At 75.1% G+C, this 17,307-nt stretch carries 20 protein-coding genes; 5 read left to right on the top strand and 15 right to left on the bottom strand.

Annotation, left to right across the window (positions count from 1 at the left end; genetic code table 11):
• Position 1 precedes the first annotated feature (1 nt).
• Complete coding sequence (locus tag BLR12_RS23520; RefSeq protein WP_091383064.1) at positions 2 to 625, bottom strand: TetR/AcrR family transcriptional regulator; 624 nt, start codon at positions 623 to 625, stop codon at positions 2 to 4.
• A 140-nt stretch (positions 626 to 765) separates the two neighbouring features.
• On the opposite strand from BLR12_RS23520, the gene BLR12_RS23515 reads away from it, so the two are divergent.
• A complete protein-coding gene (locus BLR12_RS23515; protein WP_255363735.1) occupies positions 766 to 1,848 on the top strand; it encodes an EAL domain-containing protein in 1,083 nt (360 codons plus the stop codon).
• On the opposite strand, the gene BLR12_RS23510 is transcribed toward BLR12_RS23515, so the two are convergent.
• Positions 1,826 to 2,407, bottom strand: a complete 582-nt coding sequence (locus BLR12_RS23510) for a histidine phosphatase family protein (RefSeq protein ID WP_091383061.1) — start codon at positions 2,405 to 2,407, stop codon at positions 1,826 to 1,828. The genes BLR12_RS23515 and BLR12_RS23510 overlap by 23 nt on opposite strands.
• A gap of 114 nt (positions 2,408 to 2,521) precedes the next feature.
• On the opposite strand from BLR12_RS23510, the gene BLR12_RS23505 reads away from it, so the two are divergent.
• A complete protein-coding gene (locus tag BLR12_RS23505; protein WP_091383059.1) occupies positions 2,522 to 3,376 on the top strand; it encodes an aldo/keto reductase in 855 nt (284 codons plus the stop codon).
• A 76-nt stretch (positions 3,377 to 3,452) separates the two neighbouring features.
• Here the strand turns inward: BLR12_RS23505 and BLR12_RS23500 are convergent, their stop codons facing one another.
• Positions 3,453 to 3,923, bottom strand: a complete 471-nt coding sequence (locus tag BLR12_RS23500) for an STAS domain-containing protein (protein WP_091383058.1) — start codon at positions 3,921 to 3,923, stop codon at positions 3,453 to 3,455.
• Positions 3,924 to 4,096: 173 nt separating this feature from the next.
• Between BLR12_RS23500 and BLR12_RS23495 the strand changes: the two genes are divergently transcribed.
• Together BLR12_RS23495 and BLR12_RS23490 are read left to right on the top strand one after the other, a co-directional pair.
• Positions 4,097 to 5,251 (top strand): acyl-CoA dehydrogenase family protein, encoded by a 1,155-nt coding sequence (locus BLR12_RS23495; RefSeq protein WP_091383056.1) that lies wholly within the window; start codon positions 4,097 to 4,099, stop codon positions 5,249 to 5,251.
• Complete coding sequence (locus BLR12_RS23490) at positions 5,244 to 5,924, top strand: PaaI family thioesterase (RefSeq protein ID WP_091383055.1); 681 nt, start codon at positions 5,244 to 5,246, stop codon at positions 5,922 to 5,924. Before BLR12_RS23495 ends, BLR12_RS23490 begins: the two co-directional genes overlap by 8 nt.
• Before the next feature lie 121 nt (positions 5,925 to 6,045).
• Here the strand turns inward: BLR12_RS23490 and BLR12_RS23485 are convergent, their stop codons facing one another.
• The 5 genes from BLR12_RS23485 to BLR12_RS24770 all read right to left on the bottom strand — a co-directional run bounded on the left by BLR12_RS23485 (position 6,046) and on the right by BLR12_RS24770 (position 10,703).
• Positions 6,046 to 7,164 (bottom strand): NAD-dependent epimerase/dehydratase family protein, encoded by a 1,119-nt coding sequence (locus tag BLR12_RS23485; protein WP_091383053.1) that lies wholly within the window; start codon positions 7,162 to 7,164, stop codon positions 6,046 to 6,048.
• Positions 7,157 to 8,446, bottom strand: a complete 1,290-nt coding sequence (locus BLR12_RS23480) for an MFS transporter (RefSeq protein WP_176832659.1) — start codon at positions 8,444 to 8,446, stop codon at positions 7,157 to 7,159. Before BLR12_RS23480 ends, BLR12_RS23485 begins: the two co-directional genes overlap by 8 nt.
• Positions 8,443 to 9,039, bottom strand: coding sequence for a helix-turn-helix domain-containing protein (locus BLR12_RS23475; RefSeq protein ID WP_143018842.1), 597 nt, complete (start codon positions 9,037 to 9,039; stop codon positions 8,443 to 8,445). The genes BLR12_RS23480 and BLR12_RS23475 overlap by 4 nt, the downstream gene beginning before the upstream one ends.
• A gap of 62 nt (positions 9,040 to 9,101) precedes the next feature.
• Positions 9,102 to 10,460 carry an MFS transporter gene (locus BLR12_RS23470; protein WP_091383049.1) on the bottom strand — a complete coding sequence of 453 codons (1,359 nt, stop codon included), beginning with the start codon at positions 10,458 to 10,460 and terminating at the stop codon, positions 9,102 to 9,104.
• Positions 10,461 to 10,517: 57 nt separating this feature from the next.
• Positions 10,518 to 10,703, bottom strand: coding sequence for a hypothetical protein (locus tag BLR12_RS24770; RefSeq protein ID WP_176832658.1), 186 nt, complete (start codon positions 10,701 to 10,703; stop codon positions 10,518 to 10,520).
• Positions 10,704 to 10,792: 89 nt separating this feature from the next.
• Here BLR12_RS24770 and BLR12_RS23460 point away from each other — a divergent pair, with 89 nt between their 5' ends.
• Positions 10,793 to 11,194, top strand: coding sequence for a nuclear transport factor 2 family protein (locus tag BLR12_RS23460; protein ID WP_176832657.1), 402 nt, complete (start codon positions 10,793 to 10,795; stop codon positions 11,192 to 11,194).
• Positions 11,195 to 11,204: 10 nt separating this feature from the next.
• Here the strand turns inward: BLR12_RS23460 and BLR12_RS23455 are convergent, their stop codons facing one another.
• The 7 genes from BLR12_RS23455 to paaA all read right to left on the bottom strand — a co-directional run bounded on the left by BLR12_RS23455 (position 11,205) and on the right by paaA (position 17,126).
• Complete coding sequence (locus BLR12_RS23455; RefSeq protein WP_091383043.1) at positions 11,205 to 12,593, bottom strand: MFS transporter; 1,389 nt, start codon at positions 12,591 to 12,593, stop codon at positions 11,205 to 11,207.
• A 151-nt stretch (positions 12,594 to 12,744) separates the two neighbouring features.
• On the bottom strand, positions 12,745 to 13,158 hold the full coding sequence (locus BLR12_RS23450) for a thioesterase family protein (protein ID WP_091383041.1): 414 nt from the start codon (positions 13,156 to 13,158) through the stop codon (positions 12,745 to 12,747).
• Positions 13,159 to 13,163: 5 nt separating this feature from the next.
• Positions 13,164 to 14,234, bottom strand: coding sequence for a 1,2-phenylacetyl-CoA epoxidase subunit PaaE (gene paaE / locus BLR12_RS23445; RefSeq protein WP_255363734.1), 1,071 nt, complete (start codon positions 14,232 to 14,234; stop codon positions 13,164 to 13,166).
• A 2-nt stretch (positions 14,235 to 14,236) separates the two neighbouring features.
• Positions 14,237 to 14,767, bottom strand: a complete 531-nt coding sequence (paaD, locus tag BLR12_RS23440; RefSeq protein ID WP_255363733.1) for a 1,2-phenylacetyl-CoA epoxidase subunit PaaD — start codon at positions 14,765 to 14,767, stop codon at positions 14,237 to 14,239.
• Positions 14,761 to 15,672, bottom strand: coding sequence for a 1,2-phenylacetyl-CoA epoxidase subunit PaaC (gene paaC / locus BLR12_RS23435; protein WP_091383038.1), 912 nt, complete (start codon positions 15,670 to 15,672; stop codon positions 14,761 to 14,763). The genes paaD and paaC overlap by 7 nt, the downstream gene beginning before the upstream one ends.
• Before the next feature lie 123 nt (positions 15,673 to 15,795).
• On the bottom strand, positions 15,796 to 16,164 hold the full coding sequence (paaB, locus tag BLR12_RS23430) for a 1,2-phenylacetyl-CoA epoxidase subunit PaaB (protein ID WP_369803492.1): 369 nt from the start codon (positions 16,162 to 16,164) through the stop codon (positions 15,796 to 15,798).
• Positions 16,161 to 17,126, bottom strand: coding sequence for a 1,2-phenylacetyl-CoA epoxidase subunit PaaA (gene paaA, locus BLR12_RS23425; RefSeq protein WP_091383037.1), 966 nt, complete (start codon positions 17,124 to 17,126; stop codon positions 16,161 to 16,163). Before paaA ends, paaB begins: the two co-directional genes overlap by 4 nt.
• Positions 17,127 to 17,307: the final 181 nt, after the last annotated feature.

Genomic DNA, 17,307 nt, shown 5'->3' with positions numbered 1-17,307 from the left:
GTCAGGCGGTCGGCCGGGCGCGGTCCAGCAGGGGCAGGACGACGGACGCGAAGACCGCGTCGACGTAGGCCTCGTCCAGGGGCTCGCCGGTCAGCAGCCAGCGCTGGACGATCAGCGCGCTGACGGTCTCCGCGGTCACCGAGCGGTCCAGGCCGGGCCCGACCTCCCCGCGCGCCTCGGCCCGCGCCCACACCTCGGCGAAGGCGCTGCGCCACATGGCCAGCGGCCCGGTGCGGAAGGCCTCGACCAGCGCCGGCTGGTACTGCATCGCCGGCAGCAGCGAGCGGACCGCCGCGCCCGCCGGGCTCTGCACGGTCGTGACGACGAGGTCCATGACGGCCCGGATGTCGCCCTCGACCGACCCGGTGTCGGGCGGCACCGCGATCACCCGGTTGATGTCGGAGATGGTGTCGACCACGAGGTCGTGCTTGGTGCGCCAGCGCCGGTAGATCGTCGCCTTGCCGACGCCTGCCTCCGCAGCGACCGCGTCCATGGTGAGTGCGCCGTAGCCCACCTCGGCCAGCAGCCGCAGGATCGCCGCTCGGATGACGCTGTCCCGGCTGGGATCCCGGGGGCGACCGCCGCGCGGGGAGCGCACCGGCTCGGACTGCTGCACAACCACCATGGCGCTGACCTTAGACAGTCAAGTGAGCGACGACGACACATCTGGGGCTGAACGTCGCCGTAATTAGTGCCTCTGCACTATCATCGCCGACCGCGCGCCTGTCCGGTCCGGTTGCGGCCCTCGGTCATCCTCGTCGAGTGGTGAGCACCGACCGAGGAGTCCGGCGCCGGGAGTACTGGCACCTGCCCGCCCGGGCGACCCGTGTCCTCCTGGCGACCCCCGACGCGCACCTGCTCGCCGAGGTCGCCCGGACGGCGCGGGCGCTGGGCCTGTCGGTGTCCGCGGCGCCCGACCTGCTCGACCTCGACGACGAGGACGGCGGCCGCGGAGTCGACCGGCTGTTCCACCGGCTGGCCCGCGAGCTGACGACGGCGGAGGCTGAGGACCTGCGGGTGGCGACCGACCCGCCGGAGGGGTGGACGGCGCTGGCCGCCCGGCTGCTCACCGCACCGACGCTGGCCGTCGAGCTGGCCCGCCGCGGGATCACCGCGGAGATCGGCCTGCTGGCCGAGGCCGAGCTGTGGTCGGTGTACCAGCCGATCGTCCGGCTGGCCGACCGCGCCGTCGTCGCCCAGGAGGCGCTGCTGCGCGGCATGGTCGACGGCCGCGAGGTCGGCGGCGAGGACCTGTTCTTCGTCGCCGAGTCCGCCGGCTGGCTGCCCCGGCTGGACCGGATCGGCCGCGAGTCGGCCATCACCGGAGCGGTGCCCTGGCTGGGGGACGGCGACCTGTTCGTCAACTCCGACCCCGCCTCGGTGCACCGGCCCGAGGTGAGCCTGGCCAGCACCGCCCGGGCGCTGCACGACGCCGGCATCGCCCCCTCCCGGCTGGTCGTCGAGGTCGGGGAGCTGTCCGCCGTCCGCGACCGCGGGCACCTGCTGTCCGTGCTCGAGCACCACCGCTCGCTCGGCTGGCGGGTCGCCCTGGACGACGTCGCGGCCGGCTGGTCGAGCCGCTCGCTGCTGACCGCGGTCCGCCCGGACGTCGTCAAGCTCGGCCGTGCGCTGGTGCAGGCGCTGCCCGACGACGGCGCGCGCACCATGGTGCGGTCGGTCGTCGAGCTCGCGCACACCCTCGGTGCCCAGGTCGTGGCCGAGGGCGTGGAGACCGAGCGGCTCGCCGACGAGGTCACCCGCCTGGGCGCCGACCTCGGTCAGGGCTGGCTGTTCGGGCGGCCCGCCCCGCCGCCGGCCGCCCGGGTCAGCGCAGGCCCCAGCCGGTGAGCGCCGGCCGGGCGTGCTCGTGCCCCAGGACGCCGTAGGAGCCCGCGGGCAGCGCGAACAGCGCCCCGGCTGCGGGTTCCAGGCGGAGCCAGCGCGCGGTGAGGATGCGCAGCACGTGCCCGTGCGCGACCAGCAGCACGTCGCCGTCCCCGAGCAGCGGGCGCGCGCGGTCGAGCACCCGGTCCACCCGCGTGCCGACGTCCCCCAGCGTCTCGCCGGGCGTCTCCCCGGGGACGGTGCCGTCGAGCCACACCGACCAGGTGCGGCCCAGCTCCTCGCTGATCTCCGCCGTCGTCCGGCCCTCGTAGCCGCCGTAGTCGAGCTCGACGAGGTCCTCGTCGGTGGCGGTGGGGGTGAGCCCGGCCAGCTCCGCGGTCCGCCGCGCGCGCAACCGCGGGCTGACCCACACGGCGGCGAACGGCCGGTCGGCGAGCGCGCCGCGCAGCCCGCGGGCCTGCTCCTCGCCCTCGGGCAGCAGGGGCAGGTCGGTGACGCCGGTGTGCCGGCCGCTGAGGCTCCACTCGGTCTGCCCGTGCCGCAGCACGACGATCTCGCCCATCGCCACTCCTCGCTGTGCCGGCGGTCACATCCCGGAAGAGCAACCCCCGCTGCGCGGGCTGCCCCACCCAGAGACCCCGTGGCACCAGGCCGCGGGCCGACCCCTGGAGGCAGCATGACCACGGTCGCGCCCACCGACACCTTCTCCATCGGCGGGGACCTGCCCGTCCACCGCCTCGGCTACGGCGCCATGCAGCTGCCCGGCCCCGGCGTGTGGGGCGAGCCGGCCGACCCGGACAAGGCCCGCGCCGTCGTCCGCGCCGCCGTCGAGCAGGGCGTGGACTTCATCGACACCGCCGACTCCTACGGCCCGGTGGTCAGCGAGCGGATCATCGCCGAGGCGCTGCACCCCTACCCGGAGGGCCTGGTCATCGCGACCAAGGCCGGCCTGACCCGGCAGGGCCCGGGCATCTGGACGCCGGTCGGCCGCCCCGCCTACCTCAAGCAGCAGGTCGAGCTCTCGCTGCGCACCCTGAGGCAGGAGCGCATCGACCTCATCCAGCTGCACCGCATCGACGCCGAGGTGCCCCTGGCCGACCAGCTGGGTGCGTTCAAGGAGCTGCAGGACGAGGGCAAGGTCCGCCACATCGGTGTCTCCGAGGTCTCGGTGGCCGAGCTCGAGCAGGCCCGCGAGGTCGTCGAGATCGTCAGCGTGCAGAACCTGTACAACCTGACCAACCGGCAGTCGCAGGAGGTCCTGGACTACGCGACCGCGCACGGCATCGGCTTCATCCCGTGGTTCCCGATCGCCACCGGCGACCTGGCCGCGCCGGACAGCCCGGTCGCCGACATCGCCCGGGAGCTGGACGCCACGCCGTCCCAGGTGGCGCTGGCCTGGCTGCTGCACACGTCGCCGGTCGTGCTGCCGATCCCGGGCACCAAGTCCGTCGACCACCTGACCGAGAACCTGGGTGCGGCCCAACTGCGTCTCTCCGACGAGGACATGGCCCGCCTGGACGCGCTCGCATGACGGAGGATCCGCCGGAGCGGCCCCGTCCCGGGTCCCGCCCTGAGCTGGCGAAGGGTGGGAGGACGGGGTCCTCGTCCTAGCGCCAGCGGCGCTGGGTGCCGGGCCGCAGCCGGCGCCGGACCGGCCGCTCCTCGCTGCGCCGCGCGGGCCGTACCTGGTACGGCAGCCCCGGGCGGCGCACCGGGGCGGGCACGCGGGGCGTGGGCAGGGGGACGGCGACGTCGGCGTCGACCGGGCCGTCGAGCTCCAGCCGCTCGGCGAGCCCGGCCGAGCGGACCAGCCGCCGCGTGTCCGCGCGAGCACCCACGATCCGGCAGCTGCGACCCGCCGGCGCCAGCGCGTCGGTGAACAGCGCGAGCTCCCGCAGGCCCCAGCTGTCACCGAAGCGGGCAGCGGCGACGTCGACGACGACCGCGCCGACCCCCGTCACGGCCGACTCCTGCAGGGCACGGGTGAGCTGCGGGGCGGTCGAGGCGTCGACGTCGCCGGTCAGCCGGACGACGACCTGGTCGGGAGCGCGGACGAGCGTGGTCTGCAGGTGCGGCACGGCGACCTCGGCAGGGTGTACTGCACCGCCACCGGTCTCGGGCGGTCGACAACGACGTTAGCGTCACAACACCGATGGCGACAAACGGTACCCGGACGACTGCGCAGCGCGCTGGCGTGTCGGGAGGTCGGCCCGACGCGGCGGCCGGACGTGACGCGCGGCACCATGGCGGCGTGGACGCCGAGGACTTCCGCCAGGTGAGGGATGCCGTCCGGCAGCTCGTGCGGGAGGTCGTCGTCCCGCTCGAGGAACGGATCGAGGACGAGGACCGGATCCCCGACGAGCTGCGCGCCCGGGCCGCGGAGATGGGGCTGTTCGGGTACGCGCTGCCCGAGGAGCACGGCGGTCTGGGCGTGTCCATGGCCGAGGACGTCGAGCTGGCCTTCGAGTTCGGCTACACCACCCCCGCGTTCCGCTCCCTGTTCGGCACCAACAACGGCATCGCCGGCCAGGTGATCGCGAGGTTCGGCAGCGACGAGCAGCAGAAGGCGTACCTGCCGGGGCTGGCCTCGGGTGAGCTGATCGGCTCCTTCGCGCTCACCGAGGCCGAGGCCGGCTCGGACCCCGCGGGCCTGCGCACCACCGCCCGCAGGGACGGCGACGGCTGGGTGCTCGACGGCGCCAAGCGCTACATCACCAACGCGCCGATCGCCGACCTGTTCGTCGTCTTCGCCCGCAGCGACCCGGCGGAGAAGGGCGGCCGCGGCATCTCCAGCTTCGTCGTCGACGCCCGGACGCCGGGGGTCACCGTCGGCCCCAAGGACCGCAAGATGGGCCAGGCCGGCGCCTGGACCGCGGAGGTCTTCCTCGACGACGTCCGCGTACCCGCCGACGCGCTGGTCGGGGAGGAGGGCCGCGGCTACTCGAAGGCGCTCACGGTGCTCTCCCGCGGGCGGCTGCACATCGCGGCCCTGTGCGTCGGGATGGCCCAGCGGGTGCTCGACGAGTCGGTCGCCTACGCCGCGACCGCCAGGCAGGGCGGCGCCCCGATCGGCCGCTTCCAGCTGGTGCAGGCGCAGATCGCCGACGTGCACGCGGAGCTGCTGGCCGGCCGGGCCATGGTGCGCGACGTCGCCGCCCGCTACGACACCGGTGAGGACACCTCGATCGGCCCGTCGTCGGCCAAGCTCTTCTGCACCGAGATGGTCGGCCGGGCCGTGGACCGCGCGGTGCAGGTGCACGGCGGCCTGGGCTACCTGCGGACGACGCCGGTCGAGCGCTTCTACCGCGACGCCCGGCTCTACCGGCTGTACGAGGGCACCAGCGAGGTGCAGCGGGTGATCATCGGGGGCGGGCTGCTGCGCGACGCCGGCATGCCCCGTGGGTGAGGCGCTGACCAGCGACGAGCGGGCCGCCCGGCGGGAGGTCGTCGGCGAGCTCGGCGCGGCGCTGCGCGAGCTGGTCGACGCCGCCGTCCGCACCGAGGTCCCGGCCGCCGAGCTGGCCGCGGTGGCCGGGGTCGCCCGCGGGCTGACCGCGCGGCTGCGGGCCACCGTCCGCGGGCTGCGGGAGGTCGCCGCGGTCGACGACCCGGACACCGGCGAGCGCTGGTACAGCCCCGTCCACGGGCCGGGCAACCCGGTGGCGCCGGCGCTGGTCGCGAGCGACACCCCCAACGGGCGCGCCACCGGCCGGGTGACCGTCGGCAAGCCGCACGAGGGCCCGCCCGGGCTGGTGCACGGCGGCGTGGTGGCCACCCTGCTGGACCACGTGCTGGCGCGCGCCGTGCGGGCGGCCGGCCGCGGCGGGCTGACCGCGACGCTGACCGTGCGCTACCGCCGGCCGGTGCCGCTCGGCGTCCCGCTGCTGCTCACCGCCGAGGCGGGTGAGACCAGGGGCCGGCGCACGACCGCCACCGCGCGGCTGACCGCCGAGCACGAGCCGGACATCGTGCTCGCCGAGGCCGACGGCCTGTTCGTCGCGCTGCGCCCCGAGCGGTCGGCCGAGGTGTTCGCGTCGATGGACCGCCCGGCCGGCACCTGGACGGCACGGGAGGACTAGCGGCGGGACAGCTGCATCGAGGCGACGGGGGAGGAGCCGGCGCGCAGCAGGGTCCGCGGCCGCGTTGCCCCGCGCGACCGCGGCGACGACGAGCTCGCCGGTCCTCCAGCTCCGCCCTTCTTCAGCCCGCCCGCGGGCCGGGGACGTTGGCCGGGTCGCCGCCGGGGTCGCGCTCGGGTCCGCCGGCCGGCTCCAGCAGCGGGCCGGGAGCGCCCTCTCCGTCGCCGAGAGCGGCGACGAACTGCCGGAGGACGTCGTCCCCCGCGTACGCGGGCGACCAGTCCAGCAGCCGGCGGGCCCGGCCGGTGTCCAGCGCGGGCGCCTGGAGGCCCAGGTCGAGCCAGCCGGGCTCGGTCGGCACCACGTGGGCGTGGAAGGCCGCCGACAGCCCCGCCCGCAGGACGAAGGCGGGCACCGGCACCCGCACGGTGCCCAGGGCCCGGGCCAGGCCGTCGGCGTCGAACGTCGGCGGGGCGGCGATGTTGAACGGCCCGGCGGCGCGGCGGTCCAGGATCCGCACCAGGGCGTCGGCGACGTCGTCGGCGTGCACCACCTGGACCTTGAGCGCAGGCAGCGGCAGCGGGAGCAGGCGGGCCACCGAGCCGGGCAGCAGGCGGGCGGCGCCGAAGAGCAGCGGGCCGAGGAAGTAGCGGCCGATCTCGCTGCTGGCGTCCGGCTGCAGCACCAGCGTCGGGCGCACGACGGTGAGCGTCGTCCCCTCGCGGGAACCCAGCTGCTCGCGGACCACCAGCTCGGCCTGCGACTTGTCCCGGCTGTACTGGGAACTCGGGATGCCGGTGGTCGGCCAGTCCTCGCCCACCTCCCGGTCACCGGCCCCGGCCGCGTAGGCGCCGAGCGAGGACAGCTGCACGAAGTGCGCCACGCCGGCCGCGGCCGCGGCCCGCGCCAGCCGCCGGGTGCCGTCGACGTTGACCCGGTGCAGCCGTTCCGGCTGCCGGCCCGGCTGGAGGGCCCAGGCCAGGTGGACGACGGCGTCGACGCCGTCGAGGAAGCGGGTGAGCTCGTGCTCGCTGCGGGTCTCGCCGAGGTCGGCGAGGTGCCACTGCACCTCGTCGTAGGGCGCGGTGCCCGGCGGTTGGCGCCGGGCCAGCCCGCGCACCTCGGCCACCCCGCTGCCCGGTGCGGTCAGCCGGCGCAGCAGCGCCGTGCCGAGGTTGCCGCTGGCGCCGGTGACGGCGACCTTGAGGCCCTGCAGGCGGTCACGGGTGGGTTCAGCCATGGTCCGCCGCTACCCGCGTGGCGGCCGCTGTACCCGACGGCCGCGGCCCGGTGCGCCCGGGCCGCAGACCGAGCGACACCAGCGCGACGAGCAGCAGCGCCCCGGCGGCCGCCCAGAACCCGGCGGGCAGCCCGGCGGACTCGGCGAGGCGGGGGAGCAGCAGGCTGCCGGTGAGCGCCCCGACCTGCAGGGCCAGCGACGAGGCCGACAGTGTTGTGGCGCGGTGCCCGGCGGCCACCTGGCCGTGCAGCAGCTGCTTCCACAGCGGCCACGCGGCGGCGTTGAGGACGTAGAAGGCGGCGAACAGGCAGCCCAGCGCCAGCGGTCCGGCGACGGTCACCGCCGCGACGGCGAGCGCGCCGAGCGCCGCGAGGCCGGTGGTGGCGGCCGCCACCGAGCCGCGGGCCAGCCGGCGCACGGCCGGCGCGAGCAGCGCGCCGACCCCGGCCGCGGCGAAGGAGACCGCCATGACGACGCCGAAGACGGCCGCGCCCTCGGTGCGGCTGCCGGTGAGGTCGGCGACGTGCAGCGGGCCGAGCAGCTCCAGGGTGGCGAGCACCGCGCCGACCAGCAGCGAGATGGCGAGCAGCCGCCGCAGCACCCGGTCCCGGGCGGCCAGCCGGACGGTCCCCCGGACCACGCCCGGGACGCCGTGCAGGCTCGCGCGCAGCGCCGACGCCCGTCGCCGGCCCACCGGGACGACGAGCACCGCGATCGCGAGCACCGAGACGAGGGACAGCGCGGCGGCCAGCAGCAGCGGCGCGGCCAGCACGCCGGTGCCCCCGTCGCCGGCCAGCAGCGGGAGCAGTCCGCCGAGCAGGGCGCCCAGGCACAGGCCCGCCCCGTCGGCGGCGCCCGCGCGGGACAGGCCCGGCGTGACGTCGGCGTCGGGGTCGGTGGCGCGGACGGTGTCGACGTACCAGGCCTCCAGCGCACCGGAGTCCAGCGCCCGCCCGACCCCCATGAGTGCCTGGGCGAGCGCGAAGGCGGCCACGCCGTCCGCGGCCACCGTGGCCAGCAGGCCGGCCACGGACAGGATCCCGGCGAGCACCAGGACCGGCCGGTGACCGACCGCGTCGGCCAGCCCACCGGTGGGCAGCTCGAGGACCAGGACGACCGCCGAGTAGACGGCGAACACGATGCCGATGTCGGCGGGGGACAGCCCGCGCGCCGAGGCCAGCAGCACGGTCACCGGTGCGCTCAGCCCGACCGGCAGCCAGCGCAGCGCGGTCAGGCCGACGTAGCGGCGGGTGGCCCGGCGGGCGCCGAGCGGAGCGCTCACAGCGGGTGCTCCTGCAGGGGGAACAGGTCGACCAGCACGGTCACCGCGGGCTGGTCCGGCTCCTCGCGCGTCTCCTGCCAGCGACGCACGACCTCGTTCAGCTCGTCGGCGAGCTCGCGGGCCGCGGTGGGGGACAGCCGGACGGCCCAGTCGCTGAGCGAGGTGGCGGTGCGCCACTGCTCGCTCAGCCCCTCCATCTCGGTGGCGTGCGCGGCGAGCCAGCGCCGCTGCTGGCTCAGCTGCCGGTGCAGCACCTCGTCGACCAGCTCCCGGCCGGCGGGGTCGCCGATGAGGTCGGCGGTGTCCCAGCTGGTGCGGCGGTGCTGTGCGCGCCACCAGCGGTCCCGCCCGTTCCCCTGGGCCGGCAGCTCCTCGACGAAGCCGTGGGCGGCGAGCTGGCGGAGGTGGTAGCTGGTGGCGCCGCTGCTCTCCCCGAGGCGGTCGGCCAGGCGGGTGGCCGTCGATGGGCCGTCGAGCCGCAGCGCGCCGAGCAGCGAGGCGCGCAACGGGTGGGCCAGGACGCGGAGGGCGCGGGCGTCGGTCACCCGGACGGCGCCGGTGGGCAGGTCCGCCGGGTCGGGGGTGGAGACCATGCCGACCACCCTGGACCACAAAGACGTCTTTGCAAAGAGCCCTTTGCTGTCGCTGAGGACCGTCAGCGGCGGGCGGTGAGCGGATCCGGCTCGGCGGCCTCCAGCGACTCGCCGCGGCGCTCGGGCAGCGCGACGGCCGCCAGCGCCGCGAGCACGAAGAACGCCGCGAAGGTGCCGAAGGCCAGGGCGTTGCCGCCGGCGGCCAGCAGCGGCGGCACGCACAGCGGCGCGGCGATCGAGGCGAGCCGACCGAAACCGGCGGCCGCGCCGGCGCCGGTGGCCCGCAGCGCGGTGGGGTAGACCTCCGGCGTCACCGCGTAGACCGCGCCCCAGGCGCCCAGGTTGAAGAACGACAGCACCATGCCGGTGGCCAGGACGGCGGTGTCCCCGGCGGCCAGCGCGAACAGCCCGGCGCCGACCGCCGAGCCGAGCAGGAACACGACCAGCGTCGGCCGGCGTCCCCAGCGCTCGACGAGCACCGCAGCGGCGGCGTAGCCGGGGAGCTGGGCCAGGGTGATCAGCAGTGTGAAGCCGAAGGAGCGCACCAGCGAGAAGCCGGAGGCGACCAGCAGCGTGGGCAGCCAGATGAAGGCGCCGTAGTAGGCGAAGTTGATGCCGAACCACACCGTCCACAGCGCCGCCGTCCGCCGGCGCGAGCCCGCGGCCCACAGCGCGCCCGGGCGCGGTAGCGGCATCGGCCGCGCCGGGGCCGAGGGCACCGGGGGCACGCCGGCCGCCGACTCGAAGCGGCGGACGGCGGCCTCGGCCTCGTCGGTGCGGCCGCGCAGCTCGAGGAACCGCACCGACTCAGGCAGCCCGCGCCGGACCACCACCGCGTACATCGCCGGGACCGCGCCCAGGGCCAGCGCCCACCGCCACCCGTCGTCGCCGGTGGGGACGACGAAGTAGCCGATCAGCGCCGCGAGCAGCCAGCCGACCGCCCAGAACGCCTCCAGCGCCACGACCACCCGGCCGCGCACCCGGGCCGGCGCGTACTCGCTGACCAGGGTGGAGGCGACCGGCAGCTCGGCGCCCAGCCCCAGTCCGATGAGGAAGCGGAACACCAGCAGCGAGGCGACCGACCAGGCCAGCGCGGCGGCGCCGGTGGCCGCGCCGAAGACGAGCAGGGTCAGCGCGAAGACCTGCCTGCGCCCGATCCGGTCGGCCAGCAGCCCGCCGAGGGTGGCACCCAGCGCCATCCCGACGAAGCCGATCGACCCGATCCAGCCCAGCTCGGTCGGGGTCAGCGACCACTGGACGGCGAGCGCGGCCATCACGAAGGAGATGAGCCCGACGTCCATCGCGTCCAGCGCCCAGCCCAGGCCGGAGCCGACCACGAGCCGGCCGTGCTCGCGGGTGAACGGCAGCCGGTCGAGCCGCTGCGCGCGGGTCGCCGGGGTGGTGGTCGCGTCGGTGCTCACGAGCGGCCGCGGTACCCCGTGCCGACGGCGGTCACGCCGCCGGCACGGGGCAGCGGGTCAGCCGTCGCCGTCCTCGTCGCCGCCCTCGACCTCCTCCTCGACCTCGTTGCCGGCGTCCTCGACCTCCTGCTCGACGCCGTCGTCCACGGTGTCGGAGCCGCACGCGGCGGTGGTGAACGACGTCGCGGCGATCGCGATGCCGGCGGCGGCCAGGCGCCAGCGGCGGGTTCGGGTCGTGGTCACGGGGTGCTCCCAGGGGTCGGCTGCGGACGGGGTACCGGTGTGCCCGCGGGAGGCGCGCTCCATGCCGAGCGGCCGCTACGGTCGCCGTCGTGACCGGACGGCTCGGGGTCGTGGCGGCGTGGCTCGACGCGGTGGACCGGGCCGACGCCCCGGCCGCGATGGCGCTGTGCGCGCCGGATGTCGAGGTGGTCGGGCCCCGGGGCGGCGTGCGGGGCCGCGAGGTCCTGGCCTCGTGGCTGGCCCGGGCAGGGTTCACCGCCCGACCGCTGCGCTGGTTCTGCGGCGCCGGCGGTCAGGTGGTCGTCGAGCAGGACGCCACCTGGACCGACCCGGCGACGGGGACCGAGCGCGGCCGGGCCGTCGTCGCCGCGCGGTTCCTCGTGACCGACGGCCTCGTCGTGCGGTTCCAGCGCCACGACGACGGCCTGCCGGCCGCCTTGGCCGCCGCCGGGCTCGGGGAGTCCGACGAGGTGACCGCCCGCTCGGCCTGACCGGTGGCGGTCAGGCCCGGCGGCCCAGCTCGTCCGCCGCCTCGGGGTGCTCGCGCAGGTACTGCTCGTGGGCCTCGGCCACCCGCAGGTTGTTCCCCCGGGTCTCGCCCGCGACGGTCACCGCCACGAAGGAGACGACGCAGAGGGCCATGGTGTAGAGGCCGACCGACCCCGACCACCCCGTCGACTGCAGGAGGAGCTGGGCGATCATGGGGGCGAAGGCGCCGCCCAGGATCGCGCCCAGGGCGTAGCCGATGGAGACCCCGGAGTACCGGACGGAGACGGGGAACATCTCGGCGTACATCGCCGACATCGGGCCGTAGGAGAGGCCCAGCCCGATGGTCAGCAGGAACAGCGCGAGCCCGTAGAGCCAGGTGTTGCGGGTGTCGATGAGCAGGAACAGCGGGATCATCCAGGCGAACACCAGGGCGTAGCCGATCTGGAAGGTCCGCACGCGGCCGATCCGGTCGGAGAGGGCGCCGCCGTACATCGTGAAGACCAGCCAGCCGAACGAGGCGAGCGTGGTCGCGAGGAGCACCGACGCGCGAGGCATCTCGAGTGTCCCCGTGGCGTAGGCGATGAAGAAGGCGATGAGCAGGTAACCGGCGGCGTTGTTCGCGACGAAGATCAGCGCGGTGAGCACGACCTGCCGGGTGTTGTGCCGGAAGAGGTCGCGCAGCGGGGCGGAGGACTCCTTCTTCCGCAGCTGCATCTCCTTGAAGACGGGGCTCTCCTCGACGGCACGCCGGATGAGGTAGCCGATGACGATCAGCACCACGGAGAACAGGAACGGGATCCGCCAGCCCCAGGACTGGAACTGCTCCGGGGTGGTCACCGTGCTCAGCGCCCAGAGCACGCCGGTCGCCAGGATCATGCCGATGGGCACGCCGATCTGCGGGTACGCGCCGAAGAGGCCGCGGCGGTGCAGCGGTGCGTGCTCGACCGACATGAGGGCCGCGCCGCCCCACTCGCCTCCCGCGGAGAACCCCTGCAGGATGCGCAGCAGGATCAGCAGCGCCGGGGCGGCGACGCCGATCGTCTCGTAGGTCGGCAGCAGGCCGATCAGGGCGGTCGCCGCACCCATCAGCACCAGGGTGAAGACCAGCATCCGCTTGCGGCCCAGCCGGTCGCCGAGCCGCCCGGCCACGATGGCGCCCAGGGGGCGGAACAGGAAGCTGATGCCGATGGTGGCCAGGGACAGGACGGTGGCCAGCCCCGGCGCGTCCTGGCTCACCGGCGCCAGGAACAGGGGGGCGAGCACCAGGCCGGCCGCCTGGGCGTAGATGAAGAAGTCGTACCACTCGATGGTGGTGCCGGCGAGCGTGCCGGCGAGGACCTTCCGTTCCTCCGCGCCGATCCGCTCCCGCGTGCGCGGTGCGGTGTCCGTTCGTGCCGACATGCGAGCCCCCTGGAACTGATACTGACCGACTGGTCAGTTATCGGACGGCGTCAATCTAGCGAGGTGTGTCCGCGCCCACAACGACCGGTTGCCCCCTGCGGATCCGGCACCTGGCAGCCGGCTGACCGTGCCGCCGGCGCCCGCTCGCGACCTAGCCGGTCGGGCGCCGGCGGGACGGCGCGGTGATGCGGGCGTCCAGCACCTCCTCGGGCAGGACGGCCTGGACCGTCGTGCCCCGGCCCACCTCGCGGCCGTCGGCGTCCACGGCGGTGCACGCGCAGGTCAGCCGGTTGCCCCGCACCTCGACGCACCGGGCGGTCACCCGCAGGGCGTCGCCCACCCAGCTCGGGGCGAGGTGCTCGACCGACACCGACCGCCCGATGCCCGCCTCGCCCGGGTCGAGGTGCCGGAGCAGGAGCTTGCGCCCCGCCTCCTCGAAGTGCTTGGCCATCGAGTAGGTGGCGTACACCGGGTGCACCGGGCCGAGCTCGTCGAACCGGACGGTCATCTCGGGGGTCACCACGACGTCCAGCGCGGCGGCCGCACCGACGGGGACGGGGCGCACCGGCGTCAGGCGTCGAAGTCGACGGTCACGGTCTCCGACAGCGGCACGGTCTGGCAGGTCAGCACGTACCCGGCCTCGACCTCGCGGGGCTCGAGGGCGTAGTTGCGCCGCATCTCCACGTCCCCCTCGGTGACCCGCGCCCGGCAGGTGCCGCACACGCCGCCCTTGCAGGCGAAGGGGAGGTCGCCGCGCACCTTCTGGGCCGAGTCGAGCACCGGCACGTCGCGGGGGAGGGCCAGCGTGGTCGACCGGCCGTCGAGGACGACGGTGACCTGGCTGCTCGGGCCCTCGACGGTCTGCTCGTCACCGCGGACCGGCTCGGGTGGGACGTCGTCGACGTAGAACAGCTCCTGGTGCACCCTGTCGGCCGGCACGCCGAGCTCGGCCAGCAGGTCGCGGGCGTCGCCGACCATCCCGTGCGGGCCGCACAGCCACCAGTGGTCGACGTGCCCGGCGTCGACGAACGTCTCGATCAGCGTCTGCAGCCGGGCGCGGTCCAGCCGGCCGCTGGTCAGCTCGGCGTCCCGGGGCTCGCGGGAGAGGACGTGCACCAGCTGCAGGCGGGTGCCGTAGCGGTCCTTCAGGTCGGCGAGCTCGTCGGCGAACATCACCGTGTTGGTGCGGCGGTTGCCGTAGAGGACGGTGACGGTGGACCGCCCGTCGCGCAGCACGCTGGCGGCCAGCGACAGCGCCGGGGTGATGCCCGAGCCCGCGACGACGAAGACGTGGTCGGCGGGGACGGACAGGTCGGCGGTGAAGGTCCCCGACGGCGGCAGCACCTCGATCTCGTCGCCGACCCCGACCTCGTGCACGAGGTAGGAGGAGAAGAAGCCGCCGGGCACCTCGCGGACGCCCACCCGCGGCGCGGCGCCGACCGGCGCGCAGATCGAGTAGGACCGGCGCTCGTCGCGGTCGCCGTCCACCCGGCGCAGGGTGAGCGCCTGGCCGGGACGGAACGCGTAGTCCTCGGCCAGCTCCGGGGGGACGTCGAAGGTGACGGCGACGGCGTCGTCGGTCAGCCGCTCGACGCGGGCGACCTTCAGCGGGTGGAACCGTGCCCGGCGCCTGGTCGACACGCTCAGATCTCCTTGACGTGCTCGAAGGGCTCCCGGCAGCTGCGGCAGCGGCGCAGGGCCTTGCAGGCCGTCGCGCCGAACTCGCTCAGCTCCTCGGTGTCCGGCGAGCCGCACAGCGGGCAGGCCGCGGTGCGACGGGAGGGACCGAGCTGCAGCGGCACCGGCCCCGAGAGGCGCACCGGAGCCGTCCCCGGCGGGGCGATGCCGGCCGCGCTGAGCTTGCGGCGGCCCTCGTCGCTGATCCAGTCGGTGGACCAGGCGGGGGAGAGGACGGTGCGGACCTCGACGTCGTCGAAGCCGGCCGAGTGCAGGGCGTGCAGCAGGTCGGCGCGCATCACGCCCATCGCCGGGCAGCCGCTGTAGGTGGGGGTGATGTCGACGACGACGGTGCCGTCCACGACCCGGACGTCGCGGAGGACCCCCAGGTCGGCCAGGGTCAGCGCGGGCAGCTCGGGGTCGGTCACGGTCTCGGCGACCGCCCGCGGTCCCGAGCTGCCAATATCGCGATAAAGGCTGACCACGGCGGTCACCACGTCGCGGCCGGGTGCTGCCGGGCGAGGCCCTGGAGGGTCGCGAGCAGGGTGGTCAGCTCCGGGCCGTGCTGGCCGACCCGCCCGCGCGGCGGCGTGTCGGCGGGCCACTCGGGCACCCGCAGGGTGGCCTGGTCGAGGACCTGGGTGAGCACGGACCGCACCTCCTCGCGGACGTCGGCCGGGTCGACGGCGACCCCGCCGGCGACCAGCCGCTGCTCGACGTCGGTGGCGGTGAGGACGTCGGCCAGCAGCGGCCCGACCGCGTCGACGCCGGCCTGCACCCGCCGGTGGGACTCCCCGGTGCCGTCGCCGAGGCGCAGCACCCACCGTGCGGCGTGGTCGCGGTGGTAGGCGAGCTCGTTGACGCCCTTCGCCGCGATCGCCGCGAGTACCGGGTCGCGGGACTCCCGCAGCCGCGAGAACACCGCCAGCCGGACGGTCGAGGCCACCAGCAGGCGGGCCATCGTCTGCCCGAAGTCGCCGTTCTCCGCCTCGACCAGCGCGGTGTTGCGGAACTCGTCGGGGTCCCGGAAGTAGGCCAGCGCGTCCTCGTCGGGGATGCTCTCCGTCGCCCTCTCGCGGGAGCGGCCCAGCACGCCGACCGAGCCGGCGCGGGCCAGCAGCAGCCGGGCCTGGCCGAGCAGGTCGAGGGCGACGTTGGCGACGGCCACCTCCTCCTCGAGCTCGGGCGCGGCGGTGACCCACTGGGTCAGCCGCTGGGCGAGCACCAGGGCGTCGTCGCCGAGCATCAGGCAATAGGTGCCCAGGTCGGCCGGGTCGACGCCGTCGGGGACGGTGGTGTCCACGCCCGCGAGGGGTTCGTCGAAGCCGGTGCCGAACGCCCAGTGCCCCTCGCCCCCGTGCGCGTGGTCCAGCGCCTCGTAGACGGTCTCCTCGTGCCCCATGTCAACGCTTCCTTTCCGTCGTGCGCGCCCAGCGGCTGCTCTTGCGAGGGGCCGGAACGGCCGCCCTCTCCCAGGGGCCCGCCGCCGCGAGGAACGAGCGGTGGTGGGGAGGGAGAGGGTGTTTCACATGTGGGGGACGTTCTCGGGGATCTCGTAGAAGGTCGGGTGCCGGTAGACCTTGTCGCCGCTCGGGGCGAACATCGGGTCCTTCTCGTCGGGGCTCGACGCGGTGATGTCGGCGGCCTTGACCACCCAGATGCTCACGCCCTCGTTGCGCCGGGTGAACACGTCGCGCGCGGCGTGCACGGCCATCTCGTCGTCCGGGGCGTGCAGCGAGCCGACGTGCACGTGGTTGAGGCCGCGCTTGCCGCGGACGAACACCTCGTACAGCGGCCAGTCGCGCCGGCTGACGGCGGCCCTGGGCTCGACCGGCACCTCGGGCCCGGTGGGGACGGCGCCGTGCCCGCCCTCGGCGGTGACGTCGGTGCTCACGCCACGGCCTCCGCGTGCTTGGCGGCGTAGGTCGTGGCCGCCTCGGTGACCCACGCGTTGTCGTCGCGCGCGGCGCGGCGGCGCGCGATGCGCTCGGCGTTCTTCGGGCCGTGGCCGCTGATGACCCGCTTGAACTCGTCCCAGTCGATGGCGCCGAACCGGTGGTGGCCGGTCTCCGGGTCCAGGGACAGCTCGGGGTCCGGCAGCGTGACGCCGAGGAACTCCGCCTGCGGCACGGTCATGTCGACGAAGCGCTGGCGCAGCTCGTCGTTGCTGTGCCGCTTGATCCCCCAGGCCATCGACTGCGCGGAGTTGGGGCTGTCGTCGTCCGGCGGGCCGAACATCATCAGCGAGGGCCACCACCACCGGTCGACGGCGTCCTGCACCATCGCCCGCTGCTCGGGGGTGCCCCGCATCATCGTCATCAGCAGCTCGTAGCCCTGCCGCTGGTGGAAGGACTCCTCCTTGCAGACGCGGATCATCGCCCGGGCGTAGGGCCCGTAGGAGGAGCGGCACAGCGGCACCTGGTTGCAGATGGCCGCGCCGTCGACCAGCCAGCCGATGACGCCGACGTCGGCGTAGGTCAGCGTCGGGTAGTTGAAGATCGAGCTGTACTTCTGCCGGCCCTCGATGAGCTTGTCGGTGAGGTCGGCGCGGTCGGCCCCGAGGGTCTCCGCGGCCGAGTAGAGGTACAGGCCGTGACCGGCCTCGTCCTGCACCTTGGCCAGCAGGATCGCCTTGCGCCGCAGGCTCGGCGCGGCCAGCAGCCAGTCGCCCTCGGGCTGCATCCCGATGATCTCGGAGTGGGCGTGCTGCGCCACCTGCCGGATCAGGGTCTTGCGGTAGCCCTCGGGCATCCAGTCGCGCGGCTCGATGCGGTGGTCGGCGGCGATCGTGGCGTCGAACTGCTGCTGCAGCGCGGTCTCGTCGGGGGCGGGCCGTTCCAGGGTGGGTGCCGACATCTCGTTCCCTCGGTGTGCGACTCGATCCATTTACTGACCGGACGGTCGGTAATCAGTGTGCACGACGGGGCGCCGCCACACAAGCCCGCTGCGGGACTTCCCTCGCGGAGGCTTGACAGGGACGGTGGTGAGGAGTTGATTACCTGACCATCCGGTCGGTATTTGGGGACGACGTCCCCTC

Origin of the sequence: Geodermatophilus sp. DSM 45219 (assembly GCF_900104025.1) — a bacterium.
Taxonomy (GTDB): Bacteria; Actinomycetota; Actinomycetes; order Mycobacteriales; family Geodermatophilaceae; genus Geodermatophilus.
Note: the sequence above shows the minus strand (reverse complement) of the source record. Positions and strands in the feature narration are given on the sequence as shown.

Coding starts and splice junctions, on each gene's coding strand:
- BLR12_RS23520 (WP_091383064.1), bottom strand. CDS start 625: ATGGTGGTTGTGCAGCAGTCCGAGCCGGTGCGCTCCCCGCGCGGCGGT.
- BLR12_RS23510 (WP_091383061.1), bottom strand. CDS start 2,407: ATGGGCGAGATCGTCGTGCTGCGGCACGGGCAGACCGAGTGGAGCCTC.
- BLR12_RS23505 (WP_091383059.1), top strand. CDS start 2,522: ATGACCACGGTCGCGCCCACCGACACCTTCTCCATCGGCGGGGACCTG.
- BLR12_RS23485 (WP_091383053.1), bottom strand. CDS start 7,164: ATGGCTGAACCCACCCGTGACCGCCTGCAGGGCCTCAAGGTCGCCGTC.
- BLR12_RS23475 (WP_143018842.1), bottom strand. CDS start 9,039: ATGGTCTCCACCCCCGACCCGGCGGACCTGCCCACCGGCGCCGTCCGG.
- BLR12_RS23455 (WP_091383043.1), bottom strand. CDS start 12,593: ATGTCGGCACGAACGGACACCGCACCGCGCACGCGGGAGCGGATCGGC.
- paaC (WP_091383038.1), bottom strand. CDS start 15,672: ATGGGGCACGAGGAGACCGTCTACGAGGCGCTGGACCACGCGCACGGG.
- paaA (WP_091383037.1), bottom strand. CDS start 17,126: ATGTCGGCACCCACCCTGGAACGGCCCGCCCCCGACGAGACCGCGCTG.